This window comes from Streptomyces enissocaesilis, assembly GCF_039533765.1.
Taxonomy (GTDB): domain Bacteria; phylum Actinomycetota; class Actinomycetes; order Streptomycetales; family Streptomycetaceae; genus Streptomyces; species Streptomyces enissocaesilis.
In genome coordinates this window covers 228289-245809 of sequence record NZ_BAAAUD010000047.1, presented here as the reverse complement: position 1 = coordinate 245809, position 17521 = coordinate 228289, and the positions used below count along the sequence as shown (strand labels likewise).

The window sequence follows — 17521 nt, the reverse complement described above, 5'->3', positions numbered from 1 at the left end:
CCGCGCCGCCTCAGACGTCGACCGTCACCGCGCACGACCATCCGTACGGGTCCGGGGCCAGGCGCAACTCGTTCCAGGACACGGCCTTCGGCACGGCACCGGTGATCGGCACCGACCGCACGTCGGCCACCGCCATCCGCACGTCCAGCCCGCCGTCGACCGGCTCCGCCTCGACGTCGACCGGCACCTCGCCGTGCACCTCCAGCCGGAACACCACCTCGTCCAGCAGCGAGGCCAGCAGGTCGTCGTCACTGCCTTCGGCCACCCGCACCTGCCGCACGGCGCTCGCCCGTACGCCGGAGAGGTCGGCGAAGCTCTCCACCATCCCCAGCACCGCTTCCACCAGGCACTGCTCGCGGCTCGCTCCCCATGCCTCGACGCGCAGGTCGGCCGTGTGCGGCACCGCCCGGTGCCCGCTCTCTCCCGGGCGCCGGTCCTCCCGCCCGTCCCTGTCCGTGTCACCGGCCATGACGGATGCGTGCCCATGCGCGGCGCGCCCATGCGTGAAGGCGCTCGGCGCATCAGCGGTGTACGGGGGGCGGGAAAAGGAAATGACCAGCGCTTCCGCTGGTCAGGGTGGGTTTGCGCCCCCGGCAGGACTCGAACCTGCGGCCAAGCGCTTAGAAGGCGCCTGCTCTATCCACTGAGCTACGGGGGCCGGATCGTGGCCGGTCGGCCTGGAGCCCCGGGCTGGGAGAGTCCTGGGCCTTGCCGGGGACAAGGATAGGGCTCCGACCGCCTTGGGCCGGTTGCTTCACCTGCGTGGCACGATGTGGAGGTTCAGTGAAGCGAACCTGATAATCGCAGGCGAGTGCGAATCGCGCATCGCTTTTGGCGTCTCCCGTCCCGGGTGTTGTGCACTCGTTATGCCTGAACCTCACTCGTACCGCCTGTCCCTGGCCGCCAATCGGCGCGCAGAGATGCCTTTAAGCTTCTAAAAGACTCTAAAATTGGGCATTCTTCGCATGTGGTGACCTTGGACGCACGGCCTCAGCTGATCGACGCACTCTCCGCCCTGCGCGACCGTGTCGCCGCCGTGGGCCTTCCGCTCCCCCTGGCAGGGGCTCCGTGCGCGCGACGGACACGGCTGGAGCTGCTGGAGCAGCTCGACGACTACCTGCTGCCCCGGCTGAAACAGCCCGAGGCACCCCTGCTCGTCGTCGTCGGCGGCTCCACCGGAGCCGGCAAGTCCACACTCGTCAACTCACTGGTCGGCAGACGGGTCAGCGAGGCCGGCGTACTGCGGCCCACCACCCGGACGCCCGTGCTCGTGTGCCACCCGGACGATCACCACTGGTTCGCGAACCTCCGCGTACTGCCGCAGCTCACGCGCGTGTGGCTGCCGCGGCAGGAGGAGGACCAGGAGGAGACGGGCAGAGGGCCGGCGGCGGAACCGGCGGCGGACCGGGGCGAGGAGGCCGGGGGGTCGCTGCGGGTGGAGACCGCGGGGTCGCTGCCGCGCGGACTCGCGCTCCTCGACGCCCCCGACATCGACTCGCTGGTCGCCGGGAACCGGGTGCTCGCCGCCGAGCTGATCTGCGCCGCGGACGTCTGGGTGATGGTGACGACCGCTTCCCGGTACGCCGACGCGGTGCCGTGGCACCTGCTGCGTACCGCGAAGGAGTACGACGCCACCCTCGTCATCGTCCTCGACCGGGTGCCCCACCAGGTCGTCGGCGAGGTGTCGCACCAGTACGGGGCGCTGCTCACCAAGGCCGGGCTCGGCGACGTGCCCCGGTTCACCATCCCCGAGCTGCCCGAATCGGCGGGCGGCGGCACCGGTCTGCTGCCCGACACCGCCGTCGAGCCGCTGCGCGCCTGGCTGGCGCACCGGGTGCACGACCCGGCGGCCCGGCAGCAGGCCGTCGGCCGTACCGCGGCCGGCGTCATCGAGTCGCTCAACACCCGGATGCCCGGACTCGCCGGGGCCGTCGCCGCCCAGTACGCCGCGTCCGTACGGCTGATCACGGATGTCGAGGAGGCGTACGAGAAGGAGGGCGAGCGGGTGCGCCAACGGCTCCAGCGCGGCGCGGTCATGTCCGGGGACGCCCTCACCCGCTGGCGCGGTTATCCGCTGGACAGTTCGGCGGGTGAACTCCTCGACTCGCTCGTCGAGAGCCTCACGGCGCTGTTGCAGTGCGCGGTCGCCGCCGCCGACGAGCACGTCCACGAGGCATGGCGGAGCGAACCCGCCGCGGAAGGGCTGGTGTTCGCCGTCCCCGACCGGGAGGCGGGCGAGCGGATCGGGCTGGCCGCGCGGCGCTGGCGCCGGGTGCTCGAAGAGCTCGCCGAGGAGGAGGTGCGGGAACTGGAGCGCCCCCCCGCACCCGACCCCGAGACCGTCGCCGCCCTGCTCGCCGCCGCGCTGCTGGGCGGGCGCCGGGCGCGCAACGCGGGGGAGCGGCTCGCCGAGCGGATCGGCGCGGTCGCCGCGACCCGGTTGCGCGACAAGGGCGGGGAACTGCTCACGGAGTACATCGACCGCGTACTGAACGCCGAAAGGGACCGGCGGCTCGCGCCGGTCGACGCCCTCGAAGTGAGTCCGGAGCCGCAGGCCGCGCTGATCGCCGCGCTCTCCGTACTGCAGAAGGAAAAGTGACCGGGAACGTGACTGCTGTGACTGATGACACGGACGGTACCGCTGAGGGACGCAGGGCCCGCCGCGGCGAGGGGCGGTGGGACGACGGGCTGATCGCCCGGCGCGCCGCCGCGCGCACGGCGAGGGGCAGGCCGTCCGAGCGGCCCCGGTCCGAAGAGCCGCAGAAACGGCAGGAGCCACAGGAACCGCAGGAGTCCGACGAGTACGACGGCCTGCCGCGCGGCGGTGCTCACGGCGATGCCTACGGCGGCCGGCTGCGCGGACGGCTCGACGCCCTGCGCGAGCTGGTCGGGCTCTCCCGTACCCGCATCGACGCGAGCACGCTCGCCGAGGCCGGCCGCGTGCTCGACGAGGCCGCCGCCCGCCAGCGGCTCTCCGCCCGGCACACCGTCGTCGCCGTCGCGGGCGCCACCGGCAGCGGCAAATCGATGCTCTTCAACGCCCTCGCGGGGGTCCAGATCTCCGACACGGGACTGCGCAGGCCGACCACGTCCGCGCCCATCGCCTGCAGCTGGTCCGACGGCGCCGCCGGACTGCTGGACCGGATCGGCATCCCCGGACGGCTGCGCCGCAGGCCGCTGCACGGCGGCCTGCGCGACGCGGCGCTCAGCGGGCTCGTGCTCGTCGACCTGCCCGACCACGACTCGGCCGTCACCGCACACCGGGACCAGGTGGACCGGGTGCTCACGCTCGTCGACGCGGTGATCTGGGTCGTCGACCCGGAGAAGTACGCCGACGCCGTACTGCACGAGCGCTATCTGCGGCCGCTCGCCGGACACGCTGAGGTCACCTTCGTGGTGCTCAACCAGGTGGACCGGCTGCCGGGCGACGCGGCCGACCTGGTCCTCGACGACCTGCGCCGGCTGCTCGACGAGGACGGCATGGCGCTCGGCGAACACGGCGAACCCGGCGCCACGGTGCTGGCCCTGTCCGCCATGACCGGGGAGGGCGTCGGCGAACTGCGCGACATGCTCGGCCAGTTCGTGCAGGAGCGCGGCGCCGCCGCGCGCCGGCTGTCCGCCGACGTGGACGGCGCCGCGGCCCGGCTGCGCCCGGTCTACGTCGCCGACGGGCGGCGGCCCGGGCTCGACGAGCCGGCCCGGGCCGAGTTCACCGACCGGCTGGCTGAGGCGGTGGGCGCGGCGGCCGTGGGCGAGGCGGCGGAGCGCGAGTGGCGCAGGAACGCGGGGAAGGCGTGCGGGACACCGTGGCTGAGGCTGTGGCGCTGGTACGAGGAGAGCCGCACGCCGGGGGCCGGGATCGAGCCGGTGGACCGGCGGACACAGGACGAGGGGGACGAGGGGGAGATCACCGCCAGGCAGCGCGTGGAGCAGGCCGTGCGCGCGGTGGCGGACGAGGCCGCCGCCGGGCTGCCGGCCCCCTGGGCGCAGGCGGTGCGGGAGTCCGCGGTGCGCGGCGCGGCCGGGCTTCCGGAGGAGCTGGACGTACTGGCGGTACGGGCCGGAGTGCCCCTCGGCCGGCCCCCGAGGCCCGCGTGGTGGCCCGCGGCGGTGCTGACCCAGGCCGCGATGACGCTGCTCCAGGTCTTCGGCGGGCTGTGGCTGGTGGGCCAGATCGTGGGCGTGCTGGAGCCGGAACTGCTGCCTCCCGTACTGGTGATGCTCGCCGGGATCATCGGCGGCCCGCTGGTGGAGTGGGCGTGCTCGGCGGCGGCCAAGGGGCCGGCGCGGCGGTACGGGCAGGACGCCGAACGCCGGCTGCGGGAGGCGGCCGCCGGGTGCGGCCGGGCGCGCGTACTGGATCCGGTGTCGGCGGAGCTGCTGCGGTACCGGGAGGTGCGGGAGCAGTACGTGGCGGTGACGGGAGTGTCCACAACCGGCCGGTAGTCCACAGGCCCCGGCGGGCTCGCCGCGTCCGGTCCAGCATGGGGACCAGTCGGCGGGTCGAGGTGGCCGGCCGGGACGGCCGAGGGCGCAGGGGTGAGGGGTGCTGGGATGAGTGACACCTGGGTGACGCTGGTGGGCAATGCCGCGACCGGTGTGGACTACCGGGATTCGGCGGCGGGCGGTGTGGCCCGTTTCCGGTTCGCGGTGACGGCGCGGTACTGGGACCGCCAGAAGGAGAGCTGGGCGGACGGGCACGCCAGCTTCTACACGGTATGGGCACGGAGGTCACTGGCGACGAACCTGGCCGGTTCGCTCTCCATCGGTGAACCGTTGCTCGTGCACGGGCGGTTGAGGATCCGGGACGAGGAGAAGGGCGGGCAGCGCAGATTCTCCGCGGACATCGAGGCGCTGGCGGTGGGACACGACATGACGCGCGGGACATCCGCGTTCAGGCGGGTGGTGAAGGGAGATCCGGCCCTGACGCGGCGTCCGGTGACAGAAGACCACAACTCGGCTGATTCGTACGGCGATTTGTCGACAGCGTCAGTCCAGGGAAGCGAGGAGCGATAACGATTCCGATTCGGAATGACCCTCTGACGGCATGACAGGGCGCTGCCGTTCCACGCGTCTCTAGGATTTCCGCATACTCACGGGGCACTTGAGTCTGCCGGCGAGGCCCTCCCCACACTCGCACCACGCGAGAGAGCCTCGCCCGAAGGGGAATTCTGTGTTTGCTTCGCTCTCTGCTTTTTCTCGATTTTCTGCGTCCTCTGCGTACCGCGCGTTCTCCGTACGGGGACGGGGTTCCGCCCGTCTCACCGCCACGGCCGTGGCTTCGGGCCTCCTCGCCGTGGGGGCAATAGCCGCCGCGGGCCCCGCAGCCGCGGAGGAGGCGCCGCAGCACCAGGGCGGTGCGGCGGCCACGCTCGACGGGCTGAAGACCTATGACAAGGCCGTCATCCACACGGACGGCGGTGACCAGCGGATTCCCGCCGGTCTGTTCGAGATGACCGTCGACGGCGGCGGCACCCTCAAGACGTACTGCATCGACATCCACCGCCCGACGCAGGAGCAGGCGAAGTACCTGGAGACCTCCTGGGGCCAGACGTCGCTCGGCACGAACGGCGACGCCGGCAAGATCCGCTGGATCCTGGAGCACTCCTACCCGCAGGTCGACGACCTGAGCGCGCTGGCCGAGCAGGCCGGAGTCGACTCGCTCACCGAGCAGACGGCCGCGGCCGGCACGCAGGTCGCGATCTGGCGGTACTCCGACCACGTCAAGGTCGACGCGCTCGACCCGAAGGCGGAGAAGCTCGCCGACTACCTGGAGAAGAACGCGCGCGACGCCGCCGAGCCCAGGCCGTCCCTGACCCTGGAGCCGAACGCGGTCTCCGGCAAGGCCGGCGAGAAGCTCGGCCCGGTCACCGTCCGCACCGACGCGGACCGCGTCACCGTGGCCCCGCCCGCCGACGCCGCCGCCAGCGGCGTCGAGGTCGTCGGCAAGGACGGCGAGCCCGTCACCGCCGCCGCCGACGGCAGCGAGCTGTACTTCGACGTTCCCGCCGCCGCGGCCGACGGTTCGTCCGCGCTGACCGTGCAGGCCACCACCCCGGTGCCGGTAGGCCGGGCCTTCACCGGTGTCACGCAGAGCCAGACCCAGATCCTGGCCGGCTCCAGCGAGTCCACCGTCTCCGCCGGCGCCACCGCCACCTGGGCGAAGAAGGGAGCCATTCCGGCGCTCTCCGCCAAGAAGAACTGCGCGAAGGGCGGCGTGGACGTCACCGCCGCCAACGAGGGCGACGAGCCGTTCAGCTTCGAGCTCATGGGCACCGAGCACACCGTCGAGGCCGGTCAGTCGCAGACCGTCACGGTCCCGGTCCAGGAGGACCAGCCGTACAGCTTCACGATCAAGGGTCCCGGCGGTCTGAACAAGAACTTCAAGGGCATCCTCGACTGCAAGACCTCCGCCGCCACGGGCGTCGGCACCACGGAGGAGCCCCGGAACCAGCCCAGCCCCGCCGCGGCCGGTGACGCCCCCGTCGCCGTCGCCGTCGACGGTCCGGACCTCGCCGAGACCGGCAGCTCCAACGCCACACCGATGATCCTGGGCATCGCGGCCGTCTTCGTCGTCCTCGGCGGCGCCGCGGTCTTCTTCTTCCGCAAGAAGGAGTCCGCCCCGGGTTCGGGCGCCGAGTAAAGAGGAACGGACACGGCGGCATCCGGTCGCCGAGCGGTTACCGCGGCCCCGGTGCGCTTCGGCGTACCGGGGCCGTCGGCATACCCGTTTCCGTCCCGGGGTGGACGTCAGGCAAGATGGGGTGTATCTGCCCACACATCGATTGCCGGACGGTTTCTCTTGGCTGAGTACATCTACACGATGCGCAAGACGCGCAAGGCGCACGGCGACAAGGTGATCCTTGACGACGTCACGCTGAGCTTCCTGCCGGGAGCGAAGATCGGTGTGGTGGGACCCAACGGTGCCGGTAAGTCCACGGTGCTGAAGATCATGGCGGGCCTGGAGCAGCCCTCCAACGGTGACGCGTTCCTGTCGCCCGGCTTCAGCGTCGGCATCCTCATGCAGGAGCCGAAGCTCGACGAGTCCAAGACCGTCCTGGAGAACGTCCAGGACGGCGCCGCCGAGATCATGGGCAAGCTCAAGCGCTTCAACGAGGTCGCCGAGCTCATGGCGACCGACTACTCCGACGCGCTGCTCGAAGAGATGGGCAGGCTCCAGGAGGACCTCGACCACGCCAACGCCTGGGACCTCGACGCCCAGCTGGAGCAGGCCATGGACGCGCTGGGCTGCCCGCCCGGCGACTGGCCGGTCAACAACCTCTCCGGTGGCGAGAAGCGCCGTGTCGCGCTCTGCAAGCTGCTGATCGAGGCGCCCGACCTGCTCCTCCTCGACGAGCCCACCAACCACCTCGACGCCGAGTCGGTGAACTGGCTGGAGCAGCACCTCTCGAAGTACGCGGGCGCCGTTGTGGCCGTCACCCACGACCGGTACTTCCTGAACAACGTCGCCGAGTGGATCCTCGAACTCGACCGCGGCCGCGCGATCCCCTACGAGGGCAACTACTCCACGTACCTCGACAAGAAGGCATCCCGCCTCAAGGTCGAGGGCCGCAAGGACGAGAAGCGCGCCAAGCGGCTTAAGGAAGAGCTGGAGTGGGTCCGCTCCAACGCCAAGGGCCGCCAGACCAAGTCGAAGGCGCGTCTCGCCCGGTACGAGGAGATGGCCGCCGAGGCGGACAAGATGCGGAAGCTGGACTTCGAGGAGATCCAGATCCCGCCGGGCCCGCGTCTGGGCTCGATCGTCGTCGAGGTCGAGAAGCTGTCGAAGGCCTTCGGCGACAAGGTCCTGATCGACGACCTGTCCTTCACGCTGCCGCGCAACGGCATCGTGGGCGTCATCGGCCCGAACGGCGCCGGCAAGACCACGCTGTTCAAGATGATCCAGGGCCTGGAGAAGCCGGACTCCGGCGCGATCCGGGTCGGCGAGACCGTCAAGATCTCGTACGTCGACCAGAACCGCTCCAACATCGACCCGAAGAAGTCGCTGTGGGCGGTCGTGTCGGACGAGCTGGACTACATCAACGTCGGCCAGGTCGAGATGCCCTCGCGGGCGTACGTCTCCGCCTTCGGCTTCAAGGGCCCGGACCAGCAGAAGCCGGCCGGTGTCCTGTCCGGTGGTGAGCGCAACCGCCTCAACCTGGCGCTGACGCTCAAGGAGGGCGGCAACCTGCTGCTCCTCGACGAGCCGACGAACGACCTGGACGTCGAGACCCTGTCCTCGCTGGAGAACGCGCTGCTGGAGTTCCCGGGCGCGGCCGTGGTCATCTCCCACGACCGCTGGTTCCTGGACCGCGTCGCGACGCACATCCTCGCGTACGAGGGCGACTCCAAGTGGTACTGGTTCGAGGGCAACTTCGAGTCGTACGAGAAGAACAAGATCGAGCGCCTCGGCGCGGACGCGGCGCGGCCGCACCGTGCGACGTACAAGAAGCTGACGCGAGGCTGATCTTGTCCCGCCATATCTACCGCTGTCCCCTGCGCTGGTCGGACATGGACGCCTTCGGGCACGTCAACAACGTCGTCTTCCTCCGGTACCTGGAGGAAGCGCGGATCGACTTCATGTTCCGGCTGGCGCCGGGGGACGGTTCGCCGTCGTTCGCCGGCGGGTCCGTCGTGGCCCGGCACGAGATCGACTACAAACTGCCGCTGGTCCACCGGCACGAGCCGGTGACCGTCGAGTCGTGGGTGACGAAGATCGGCGCGGCGTCGCTGACGATCGCGTACGAGGTGAAGGACGCCGAAGGCTCCGAGCGGGTGTACGTCCGGGCCTCGACCGTCGTCGTGCCGTACGACCTCGAAGCGGCCCGGCCGCGGCGGATCTCGGCCGAGGAGAAGGCGTTCCTCCAGGAGTACCTGGACGACGGCGACCGCGGCGGCCGGCGGGGGGCTGTCGCCGCATGACGGCGCTCGGGCGGCTGGCGCTTGCCGACGCGGGGGAGGCGGCGGATCTCGCCGCGTTCCTCGGGCGGCTGATCCGTTACGACCGGGCCGCGGCGGTCCGTCTCCAGGTGGGCGACGGGGCGGTGGCCGTCTTCGGGCGGCCGCCGGCGTTCGAGGTGCTGGCCGTGCGGACGTCGCGGCTCGCGGACGTCGGCCCGGGCACGGGCGTGGACGAGCTGGACGTCACCGTGTCCGCCGGGGAGTTCCTCGAAGGCATCGAGGAGTCCACGGGGACCGTGGCGGTGCCCGGCGCGGTCACGGGGCCGCCCTGGGCCGGTGTGCTGCCGCCGCGCGGCGGCTGGCGGCAGGTCCCGGGGCTTCCGGAGCCCGAGGCGATGCGGGCGGCGCTCGCGGCGGCGGTCGCGGAGTTCCGGGCGCGGGACGAGGCGCTGGCGCCGGAGGAGCGGACGCGGGCCGCGCGGGACCGTATCGGCCGGGAGATCTGGGCGCGGACGCTGGGCGACACGGAGCTGCCGTTGCGTGCGGTGCACGCGGCGCAGTCGCTGGGGTTCCTGCGGGCCGGGCCGGTGGGCGCGGACGCGACCGCGGCCGCGGGTGCGGTGGCGCTGCTGGCCGCGGGGGGCTGGCTTCGGCTGCGTACGCCGTACGGCTCGATCGCGGTGCGGCGGGCGGGGCTCGGGGTGCTTTCGGTGGCCCCGGTGTAAATGGTCCCGGTGCAGGTGGTCCCGGCGCAGGTGGCGCGGATGCGGACGGGGTGGTTTCTCCCGGCCGGCTCAGCCCGGCGTGCTGTCGGGGGCGCTGTCGGGGCGGATCTCTATGTGGTCCTGCTCCAGTTCCAGCACCACCCGGTGCTCCATGCCCAGGGCCTGGACGTACTCGGCGGGCAGTTGCAGGCGGCCCGCCCGGTCCAGCATCGCGTACTCCCTCGCCACCACCGACTCCTGGCCCGTCGTCGCGTCGACCTCCGTGCGGCGCAGGACCTCGGACGACGTACGGCCGTCGCGGATGGCCACCGTGCGGCGGACCTCGCCCGCCACCTGCTGGTCGTGCGTGACGATCACGATCGTCGTGCCGAGCTCCTCGTTCGCCGTACGGAACGCCTCGAAGATCTGCTCCGCGGTCGACGAGTCCAGTTCGCCGGTCGGTTCGTCGGCCAGGAGGACCGAGGGGCTGTTGGCGAGGGCCACCGCGATCGCCACGCGCTGCTGCTCGCCGCCGGACATCTGGTGCGGGCGGCGGTCGCGGCAGTGGGCGACCTTCAGCATGGTCAGGAGCGCGTCGGCGCGTGCCGTACGGCCCCGGCCCCGACCACGCAGCTGCATCGGCAGCGCCACGTTCTGCGCCGCCGTCAGATAGGGGAGAAGGTTGCGGGCCGTCTGCTGCCAGACGAAGCCCACCACGTCCCGCCGGTAGCGCAGCCGTTCCTTCGCGCCCATCGTCAGCAGGTCGCACCCCGCCACCTTCGCCGCGCCCGCCGTCGGCTCGTCGAGGCCCGCCAGGATGTTCATCAGGGTGGATTTGCCGCTGCCCGACGCGCCCACCAGGGCCATCAGCTCGCCCTCCTCGACCAGGAGGTCCAGGCCCTGGAGTGCCTGCACCTCCACCCCGTCCGTCGTGAAGACGCGTACCAGGCGGTCGCAGGAGATCAGCGCGTCGTGACCGTACGCCGGGCGGTCGCGGCGGCTCGCCGCCCGCTGTTCGAGCTCTGCCAGAGAGGCCGGGGGGAGGGGGGACATGGGGGATGTGGGGGATGTGGGAGAGGTCCCGGTCGTCATCGTGCGTCTCCTGCCCTGAGTTCCGTCGTCGTCCTGAGCCGCGTCGTCCACCACGCCTGCGTCACCGCCACCGCGGCCGCGATCGCCACCACGCCCAGCGCGGGCAGCAGCAACGACCAGGGATCCGTGCGCAGGTGTACGGCGCCGAGCGCGTCCAGCCGCTGCGGCGCCGTCGCCAGCTCCGCCAGGTCGAGTCCCGGGCCCAGCAGCCCGATCGCCGCCCAGCCCACCAGCGCCCCGCCGAGCGCCGCCGGCAGCGCCTGCGGGAGTGATTCGAGGACGAGCAGGCGCCTGCCCTGGGCACGGGTGAGGCCCATGGTGCGCAACCGGGCGAGGAGCGCCCGGCGTTCGGGGACGGTCTGGAGCAGGGAGAGCAGGACGGCCAGTACCGCGTACCCGGCGCCCGCCACCACGGCCGCCGTGTAGACGCGGCCGGCGCCCGCCTGGACCGGTGAGTCGGCGAGCGCGGCCCGCTCCTCGGAGCGGAACTGGGCCACGACGTCCTTGCCCGCGCCCCGCACCGCCGCCGACACGGCCGCCGTGTCCATGCCCTCGCCCGTGACCAGCAGCGTGTTCGGCTCCGGACGGTCCAGGTCGGCGGCGTTGACGAGCAGGAATCCCTCGTCGGGCAGCGCGGGTGTGGCGGGGCGCTGGGCCGCGACCCGTACGTCGAACGGTCCGGCCGACGACGAGAGCCGCGTCGTACCGGGGCCGAGCCGCTCGGCGACGGACGGGGACGCGACGGCCCGCACCGGACCGGTGGAGCCGGTGGAGGAGGAGCCGGGCCTCTTCAGGATCCCGGCGGGGAAAGCGCCCAGGTCCGTGTGGCGGGCCAGCCGGGCGTACGCCTCGGGTTCCACGGCCACCATCGACACCGAGCCCTTGCGGTCGTGCAGGTTCAGGTCGTAGTCGATGAGTACGGGCGTCACCTCACGCACGCCGTCCACCTCGCGCACCGCGTCCGCCAGCGACGGCGGCAGGGCCTTCGGCCCCGTGATCCGTGCGTCCGCGCCGACCGCCAGCGTCGACACCCGCTCCCGCGCGTCCGCGATCCCGGCGAGTACGGAGCCGCCGAAGGCCGCCGTGGTCAGCGCGGTCAGCAGGGCGAGCAGCGGCAGCGCGGCGGCGGGGGAGCGGCCCGTGCGGGCCAGCGACAGGAAGCCGACCGCCCCGCGCCGTCGCGCCACGGCCCGGGCCGCGAGCCGCAGGGGCAGCGGGTAGAGGCGTACGAGCACGAGCGCCGCGATGACCGCGACCAGCACCGGGGCCGCGCTGACCAGCTCGTCGACCCGGCCCGTGCCCGTGCCCCGGCGGCGCAGCGCGGTCACCGCTCCGGCGGCGAGGACCAGCAGGGTGAGTTCGGCGACCGTGCGCCGCCGGGAGGGCCTCGCGCGGATCAGGTCGTCGCGCCCGCCGTGCACCCGGGGCCTGCGGTGGGCGTACACGGCGCGCAGCGGCAGCGCGCAGCAGGCGATCAGGGCGACGGCGCCGGAGGCCAGAGCCGCGGGCAGCGCGCGGCCTTCCGGGAGCAGCAGCGCGGCCGTCGCCCAGCCCGCGGCGGCCGCGGGCACCGCCAGGACGGCGGTCTCGGCGAACAGCCGTCCGGCGATGCCGCGCAGGGAGCCGCCGCGTGAGCGCAGCAGGCCGAGTTCGGCGGTGCGGCGCGCGGCGGCCAGGCCGCCGGCCATCAGCAGCACCACGGACGCGACGGTGCCGATGCCGAACGCCGCCACGGCGACGACGGGGCCGATGGCGCCGAGGGTGCCGGAGAAGGAGCCGAGGATGTCGTCGAGCCGGGAGCCGACCCGCACGCCGGGTACGGCCTCGGCGCTCATCCGGGCCAGGTCGGGACCGTGTTCGAGGGAGGCGACACGTGTTCTGAGCGTGGGCAGTTCACTGGCCGTGAACGCGTCGGCCCGGGGTGCGAAGTGCCAGTACAGCTCGGGTCTGGGGTCGATGCCGAAGACCGCGGGCCCGGCGTCGGGGGCCAGCAGCAGTGCCGCGACCCAGTACCGCTTCGGGTCGGCCCCACCGGCCTCCACCTTCAGGCCGGGGGTGCGCAGCAGCGGTTCGACGGACCAGTAGCCCAACTCGGGCAGGCGCGGTTCGACGATCCCGGTGACGGTCACCGCGAGGTCCTCGCTCTGTACGGGCGAGTCGACGTGGACCGTCGAACCGACCTCGAGCTTCAGCGCCTCGGCGGTCGCGGCGGTGACCGCCGCCTCCACCGCGCGCGTCCGCCAGCTGACCGCACCGGCCTCGGCCCGGGGCAGCCGTCCCTCGCGCAGCCGGGAGTGCTCGGGCAGCGCGGCCCGGGTGTTCAGCGAGAACCTGGGCGGCAGGCCGTCCGGGCGGGGCAGCCAGGGATCGTTCGCGGCGAACGGCTCGATGGTGCGCACGCCGTACGCCGACTGCCGGGCGTCGGCCCGCAACCCCTCCGGGAGCAGCGCCATCGCCTTGCGGTACTGCTCGGACATGAGCGCGGGCCGGGCGTACGCGTCGCGCCGCGCCGGATCGACGGTGGGGTCCGACAGGTCGCTGGTCAGTTCGACGACGCTCTGGCGGGCCGGTGCGGTGGTGACCGCGTGGCGCAGGCCCCGGTCCTCGTACGTGTCGACCGCGCGCGGGAACGCCGCCGCGAGGGCCGAGGTGAGCAGGACGAGCAGCGTGAGCGCGATCGCCGGGCCGGGCGCGGCACGCAGCCGGGTGCGGATCCAGGGGGCGGCGGCCTTCTTCCCGCTGCCCTCGTTGCCCCCGCTGCTCCCGCCGCTCCCCATGTCACTCACACCGCCCATGTCAGTTGCCTCCTCGGGTGCGCAGGGCGGTCGCCGGATCGCCGCGGCGCAGCGCGAGCACCACCACGATCAGCAGGGGTAGGGCGGCCACGCCGGCCAGCAGCGCCGCCACCTGGCCCGGAGGCAGCACGACCAGGACGCGCGGGACGGGCTGGGCGGCCTGCTCGGTGAGCACGACGAGCGGGACCACGGCGCGCGTCAGCACGGTGCCCAGGGCCAGGCCGACCAGCAGCGCCAGGCCGACCAGCAGGCCCTGTTCGGCGGCGTGCAGACGCGCGAGCCTCCGCCGGGGCGTGCCCAGGGCGCGCAGCACGGCGAACTCGGCGGAACGTTCCCGCAGTGCTCCCGCCACGCTGACCGAGAACCCGACGGCGGCCAGCGCCGCCGCGACGACGGCGGCCGCGAGCAGCGCCGCCTGCGGGCCCGCGCCCAGCGGGTCGTCGTGCAGCTCCCGGGCGATCTCCTCGCGCACCTGGACCTGCGCGGGGTCCAGGTCGCGCCGCTCGCGCAGCGCGGACGCCACGTGGCCGGACGCGCCGGGTTCGGTGAACAGCCACCATTCGGTGGGCGGGAGCGAGGCGTCGGGCAGCGCGGCGAGCACCCGGTTGACGGCCCGCAGGTCGAGCAGGACCGCGCCGCCCTCGGTCCTGGGGTCCTCGGCCTGGGCGAGGGTACGGGTGCTCGGCCCCGTGGTCGGCAGTTCCCGTACGACCGCGGCGATCCTCACCTTCACGGACTCGCCCGCCAGCGGGATCTCCAGGAGGGAACCGGTCTCGGCGCCGCTGGAGTCCAGGAACCGGTCGGTCACGACGGCGGCGGGCAGCGGCGGCTTCGCGGCGCCGGTGGTGATCCGGACGTTGACGGCCCGCGGGTCGGCGAACCGGATGCCGGGGTCCTTCGCCCTGCCCGTGCGGTACGTGAGGTCCAGCGGTTCGGCCGGGGAGGAGTCCAGCCGTCCGATGCCCGGCATGACGTCGACGGCCGCGCGGCTCGTCGAGCCGATGGACGCCTCGGCGTGCCACTTCATCCCCTCGGGCAGCGGGACCTCACGGGAGGCGCCGTCCGCGCCGATGGACCGTACGGCGCCGATGGTCAGCCGCTCGCGCGAGTCGGTGACGTCCAGCAGCTCCTGGTCGATGTCGATCGCGGTGAGCGCCAGCGGGCCGGCCGGCTTCCCCTCGGGGGCGCCCGCCGCTCCGGCGATGTCCACGCTGTAGGTGTGCGGGCGACCGCCGGGCCGGAGCTGTCCCGCCGACAGCTGGTACGGCACGCCGTAGCGGTCCTCCAGCGTCAGTCGCAGGCCCGGGGCCAGGTCGTCGCCGACGCCTTGGCTTGTCGAGCGGAACGTCGCGTCGAGGGCGAGCCGGGCGGTGTCCCCGGGCAGCAGCAGTCCGTCGCGCGCGGCGGGTCGCTGTCCCTGCCGCTGCCCCTGCCCCTGCCCAGGCCCCTGTCCCGGCTTCTGCCCCGACTCGCGCAGGGCGCCGATCACGCGGTCCGGGTCCTCGCCGCCGGCCAGGTCGTCGCGCAGCCGCAGCCCCTCGGCGGCGAGCGCGGTGTCCAGGGCGAGGACGGTCGCGGAGCGCCCGTCGGACAACTCCAGGCCGGTCCGGGTGGCGGGCGCCGCCGAGCGCACGCCCGGCATCCCGTCGTACACCCCGCCCTGGCCCAACTGCGCGGTGCGGCTGCCCAGTACGCGTACCGGCGCACCCGCCCGGAAGTCCGCCTGGTCGTCCTGCGAACGGTCCCAGGTCGCCCCCTGGCCGATCGCCAGCATGCCCATCGCCACGGCCAGCACGAGCAGCAGCACCGGGCCCGCGCCGCGCGTCGGGCGGCGGCTGAGCTGCCAGCCCGCCAGCGCGACGGACAGGCCCCTGCCCCGGGCGGCGCGGCGCTCGGCGAGGCGGGCGACGGGCGGCAGCAGCCGCAGGGTGAGCAGTGTGCCGGCCAGCAGGGCCAGCGCGGGGGCCGCGACCAGCAGCGGATCGATGCCCAGCTCGCCCTCGCGGTCGCCGCCGAGGGCGCCGCTGCCGGAGGTCTGCCGGTCGAGCTGCCAGTACGCGACACCGGCGATCACCAGGAGAGCGAGGTCCGCGCCGGCCCGCAGCGGGCCGGGCAGCGCGCGGGCCCGGCCGCGTTCCCCGGCGCCCGCGCCCAGCGCCGGAGCCACCACGGCCGCGGCGCAGCCGACCGCCACCGCGGCGCCGGCCAGCCAGACCTGCCCGGTCAGGGCGGTGTCCAGGCGCAGCCCGATCCGGGACAGCGACCCCTGGCCCGCGATCAGCCGGGTCAGCGGCCCCGCGAGCAGCGGCGCGCACAGCCCGGCGGGCACGGCCAGCAGCACGGCCTCGACGGCGGCGAGCACGGTGATACGCCGCCGGGAGCCGCCGCGCGCCCGCAACAGGGCGGTCTCGCCGGTCCGTTCGGCGCTGAGCAGGCGGGCGACGAGCAGGAGCGCGCAACCGGCGAGCAGCACCAGCTGGAGCGAGACGATCAGCAGCGTCGAACGCGAGACCAGGAGCGAACGCTCCGACCGGTCGAGCACCTCGGGCAGCGCGGTGCGGACGGAGACCTTGCCCTTGAGCGGCTCCCGCGCGTCGAGGTGCGCCAGGCTGCCCTTCGCGGCCTCGCGCAGCGGCCCGATCCGGTCGGTGGTGACGGTACGGAAGTCGGCGGTCGCCAGCCAGCCGACGTGGCCCGCGCCGACCCGGTCCGAACCCAGGAGCGCGGGGTCGGCGAGCAGCGGACCGTACGTCGTGAAGGCGAGCTTGCTGACGCCCCGGCCACCCTGCTCGTCCAGCTGCCAGTACGGATCGGTCCGGTCGACGGGCCGGTAGAGACCGGTGACACGGACCTGGAGGGCCGGACCGCCGAGCCGGTCGGTGAGCGAGAACACCTTCCCGCTCCTCCCGCCCTTCCGGTCCTTCTCGGCCGGCCGCGCCTTCAGCTCCTCGGCGACCGCTTCGGGCAGCGCCACGTCGTGGACGGGGCCCGGCTGCTTCCGGGGCCAGGCGCCCGCCGTCAGCCGTATCCGCGAGCGGTCGAGCGAGGCGAGGTGCGTGAGGTCGGGGTCGTCCTCGGTCGCGCCGGACGACTGGAGAGCGGGGGGCAGGGCGTACGGTCCGGAGCGGGCGAGCCTGCGCAGCTTCACCGGCAACCCGTCGAACGCCTCGCGCGCCCCGGCCAGCGCGGCCTCGTCCGCCGCCCCGCCCGCCGCCGCGGTCGGTCCGGTCAGCGATTCGGCCTTGATCAGCAGCGCCGCCGACGCGGCGTTCCTGACCCGCAGGGAGTGGCGGAGCCCGGCGTCACCGATGGAGGCGGAGAAGGCGGCGAGGGTCGCGAGCACGGCCGTGGTCAGGAGGACGGAGAGCAGCGCGGCGGCGAGCAGCAGCCGATGCGCGCGCACGCGCAGAAATACGAACCCCGCCACCCGTTCCCCCCGAAACCTGAACCGGACCCGGACCCGCGCTCGGACCCGCCGCGCCGGGGTGCCTCGCGCCCCCTCGGCCTGTGGGGATGCTGTCAGAGTCGGATGGCGGGGGAAACCGCTTGCACGGTGGACTTGACACGATCGTGACCGGATTCCGGGCGCCGGTCACCGCAATGTGCGGGTCAGCCGGGGGTGTTCAGCATCGAGGCGGCGGCGTACGTCAGGTAGTTCCACAGCTGTCGCTCGTGCTCCTCGGACAGCCCCAGCTCGTCGACGGCCGCCCGCATGTGCGTGAGCCAGGCGTCGTGCGCGGCCTTGTCGACGGTGAACGGCGCGTGCCGCATCCGCAGGCGCGGGTGGCCGCGCTCGTCGCTGTACGTGCGGGGTCCGCCCCAGTACTGCATCAGGAAGAGCGCGAGCCGCTCCTCGGCGGGGCCCAGGTCCTCCTCCGGGTACATCGGCTTCAGCAGGGGATCTTCCGCGACCCCCTGGTAGAAGCGGTGGACCAGGCGCCGGAAAGTCTCCTCGCCGCCGACCTGTTCGTAAAAAGTCTGCTCCTGAAGCGTGCCGCGCGGAATCTCGTTCACCCGTCCATCGTCTCA

Annotated in this window: 12 protein-coding genes and 1 tRNA gene; 7 read left to right on the top strand and 6 right to left on the bottom strand. The window is 73.5% G+C overall.

Translation table 11 applies throughout. The features are described from left to right. Positions 1–10 precede the first annotated feature (10 nt). Together ABD374_RS23495 and ABD374_RS23490 are read right to left on the bottom strand one after the other, a co-directional pair. Positions 11–469, bottom strand: coding sequence for an archease (locus ABD374_RS23495; RefSeq protein ID WP_344497565.1), 459 nt, complete (start codon positions 467–469; stop codon positions 11–13). 116 nt (positions 470–585) lie between these two features. Beyond that, positions 586–658 (bottom strand) — tRNA-Arg (locus tag ABD374_RS23490). A 318-nt stretch (positions 659–976) separates the two neighbouring features. Here ABD374_RS23490 and ABD374_RS23485 point away from each other — a divergent pair. From ABD374_RS23485 to ABD374_RS23455, 7 genes are all read left to right on the top strand, one after another. Next, positions 977–2599, top strand: coding sequence for a dynamin family protein (locus ABD374_RS23485; RefSeq protein ID WP_344497564.1), 1623 nt, complete (start codon positions 977–979; stop codon positions 2597–2599). A gap of 8 nt (positions 2600–2607) precedes the next feature. Continuing rightward, positions 2608–4446, top strand: coding sequence for a GTPase (locus ABD374_RS23480; protein ID WP_425577317.1), 1839 nt, complete (start codon positions 2608–2610; stop codon positions 4444–4446). A 108-nt stretch (positions 4447–4554) separates the two neighbouring features. Then, positions 4555–5016, top strand: coding sequence for a single-stranded DNA-binding protein (locus ABD374_RS23475; protein WP_344497562.1), 462 nt, complete (start codon positions 4555–4557; stop codon positions 5014–5016). A gap of 259 nt (positions 5017–5275) precedes the next feature. After that, positions 5276–6643: a Cys-Gln thioester bond-forming surface protein gene (locus ABD374_RS23470; protein WP_344497561.1), complete on the top strand. Its 1368-nt coding sequence runs from the start codon at positions 5276–5278 to the stop codon at positions 6641–6643. A 159-nt stretch (positions 6644–6802) separates the two neighbouring features. Beyond that, entirely contained in the window at positions 6803–8467 is a 1665-nt protein-coding gene (ettA, locus tag ABD374_RS23465) for an energy-dependent translational throttle protein EttA (RefSeq protein ID WP_344497560.1), read from the top strand. Between the two features lie 2 nt (positions 8468–8469). Beyond that, positions 8470–8922, top strand: coding sequence for an acyl-CoA thioesterase (locus tag ABD374_RS23460; RefSeq protein ID WP_344497559.1), 453 nt, complete (start codon positions 8470–8472; stop codon positions 8920–8922). Next, complete coding sequence (locus tag ABD374_RS23455; RefSeq protein ID WP_344497558.1) at positions 8919–9626, top strand: DUF8010 domain-containing protein; 708 nt, start codon at positions 8919–8921, stop codon at positions 9624–9626. Before ABD374_RS23460 ends, ABD374_RS23455 begins: the two co-directional genes overlap by 4 nt. A gap of 69 nt (positions 9627–9695) precedes the next feature. On the opposite strand, the gene ABD374_RS23450 is transcribed toward ABD374_RS23455, so the two are convergent. From ABD374_RS23450 to ABD374_RS23435, 4 genes are all read right to left on the bottom strand, one after another. Beyond that, complete coding sequence (locus ABD374_RS23450) at positions 9696–10658, bottom strand: ABC transporter ATP-binding protein (RefSeq protein WP_344497557.1); 963 nt, start codon at positions 10656–10658, stop codon at positions 9696–9698. Positions 10659–10693: 35 nt separating this feature from the next. Then, positions 10694–13492 carry an FtsX-like permease family protein gene (locus ABD374_RS23445; RefSeq protein WP_425577316.1) on the bottom strand — a complete coding sequence of 933 codons (2799 nt, stop codon included), beginning with the start codon at positions 13490–13492 and terminating at the stop codon, positions 10694–10696. A 1-nt stretch (position 13493) separates the two neighbouring features. Continuing rightward, positions 13494–16919 carry an ABC transporter permease gene (locus ABD374_RS23440; protein WP_344497556.1) on the bottom strand — a complete coding sequence of 1142 codons (3426 nt, stop codon included), beginning with the start codon at positions 16917–16919 and terminating at the stop codon, positions 13494–13496. A gap of 182 nt (positions 16920–17101) precedes the next feature. Further along, the gene (locus tag ABD374_RS23435; protein WP_344497555.1) at positions 17102–17506 is read right to left on the bottom strand and encodes a globin; all 405 of its coding nucleotides are present in this window, start codon (positions 17504–17506) and stop codon (positions 17102–17104) included. Positions 17507–17521: the final 15 nt, after the last annotated feature.

Excerpts from the sequence above, each read along its gene's own strand:
- ABD374_RS23495 (WP_344497565.1), bottom strand. The coding sequence starts at position 469 with ATGGCCGGTGACACGGACAGGGACGGGCGGGAGGACCGGCGCCCGGGA.
- ABD374_RS23475 (WP_344497562.1), top strand. The coding sequence starts at position 4,555 with ATGAGTGACACCTGGGTGACGCTGGTGGGCAATGCCGCGACCGGTGTG.
- ABD374_RS23455 (WP_344497558.1), top strand. The coding sequence starts at position 8,919 with ATGACGGCGCTCGGGCGGCTGGCGCTTGCCGACGCGGGGGAGGCGGCG.
- ABD374_RS23450 (WP_344497557.1), bottom strand. The coding sequence starts at position 10,658 with ATGTCCCCCCTCCCCCCGGCCTCTCTGGCAGAGCTCGAACAGCGGGCG.
- ABD374_RS23445 (WP_425577316.1), bottom strand. The coding sequence starts at position 13,492 with ATGGGCGGTGTGAGTGACATGGGGAGCGGCGGGAGCAGCGGGGGCAAC.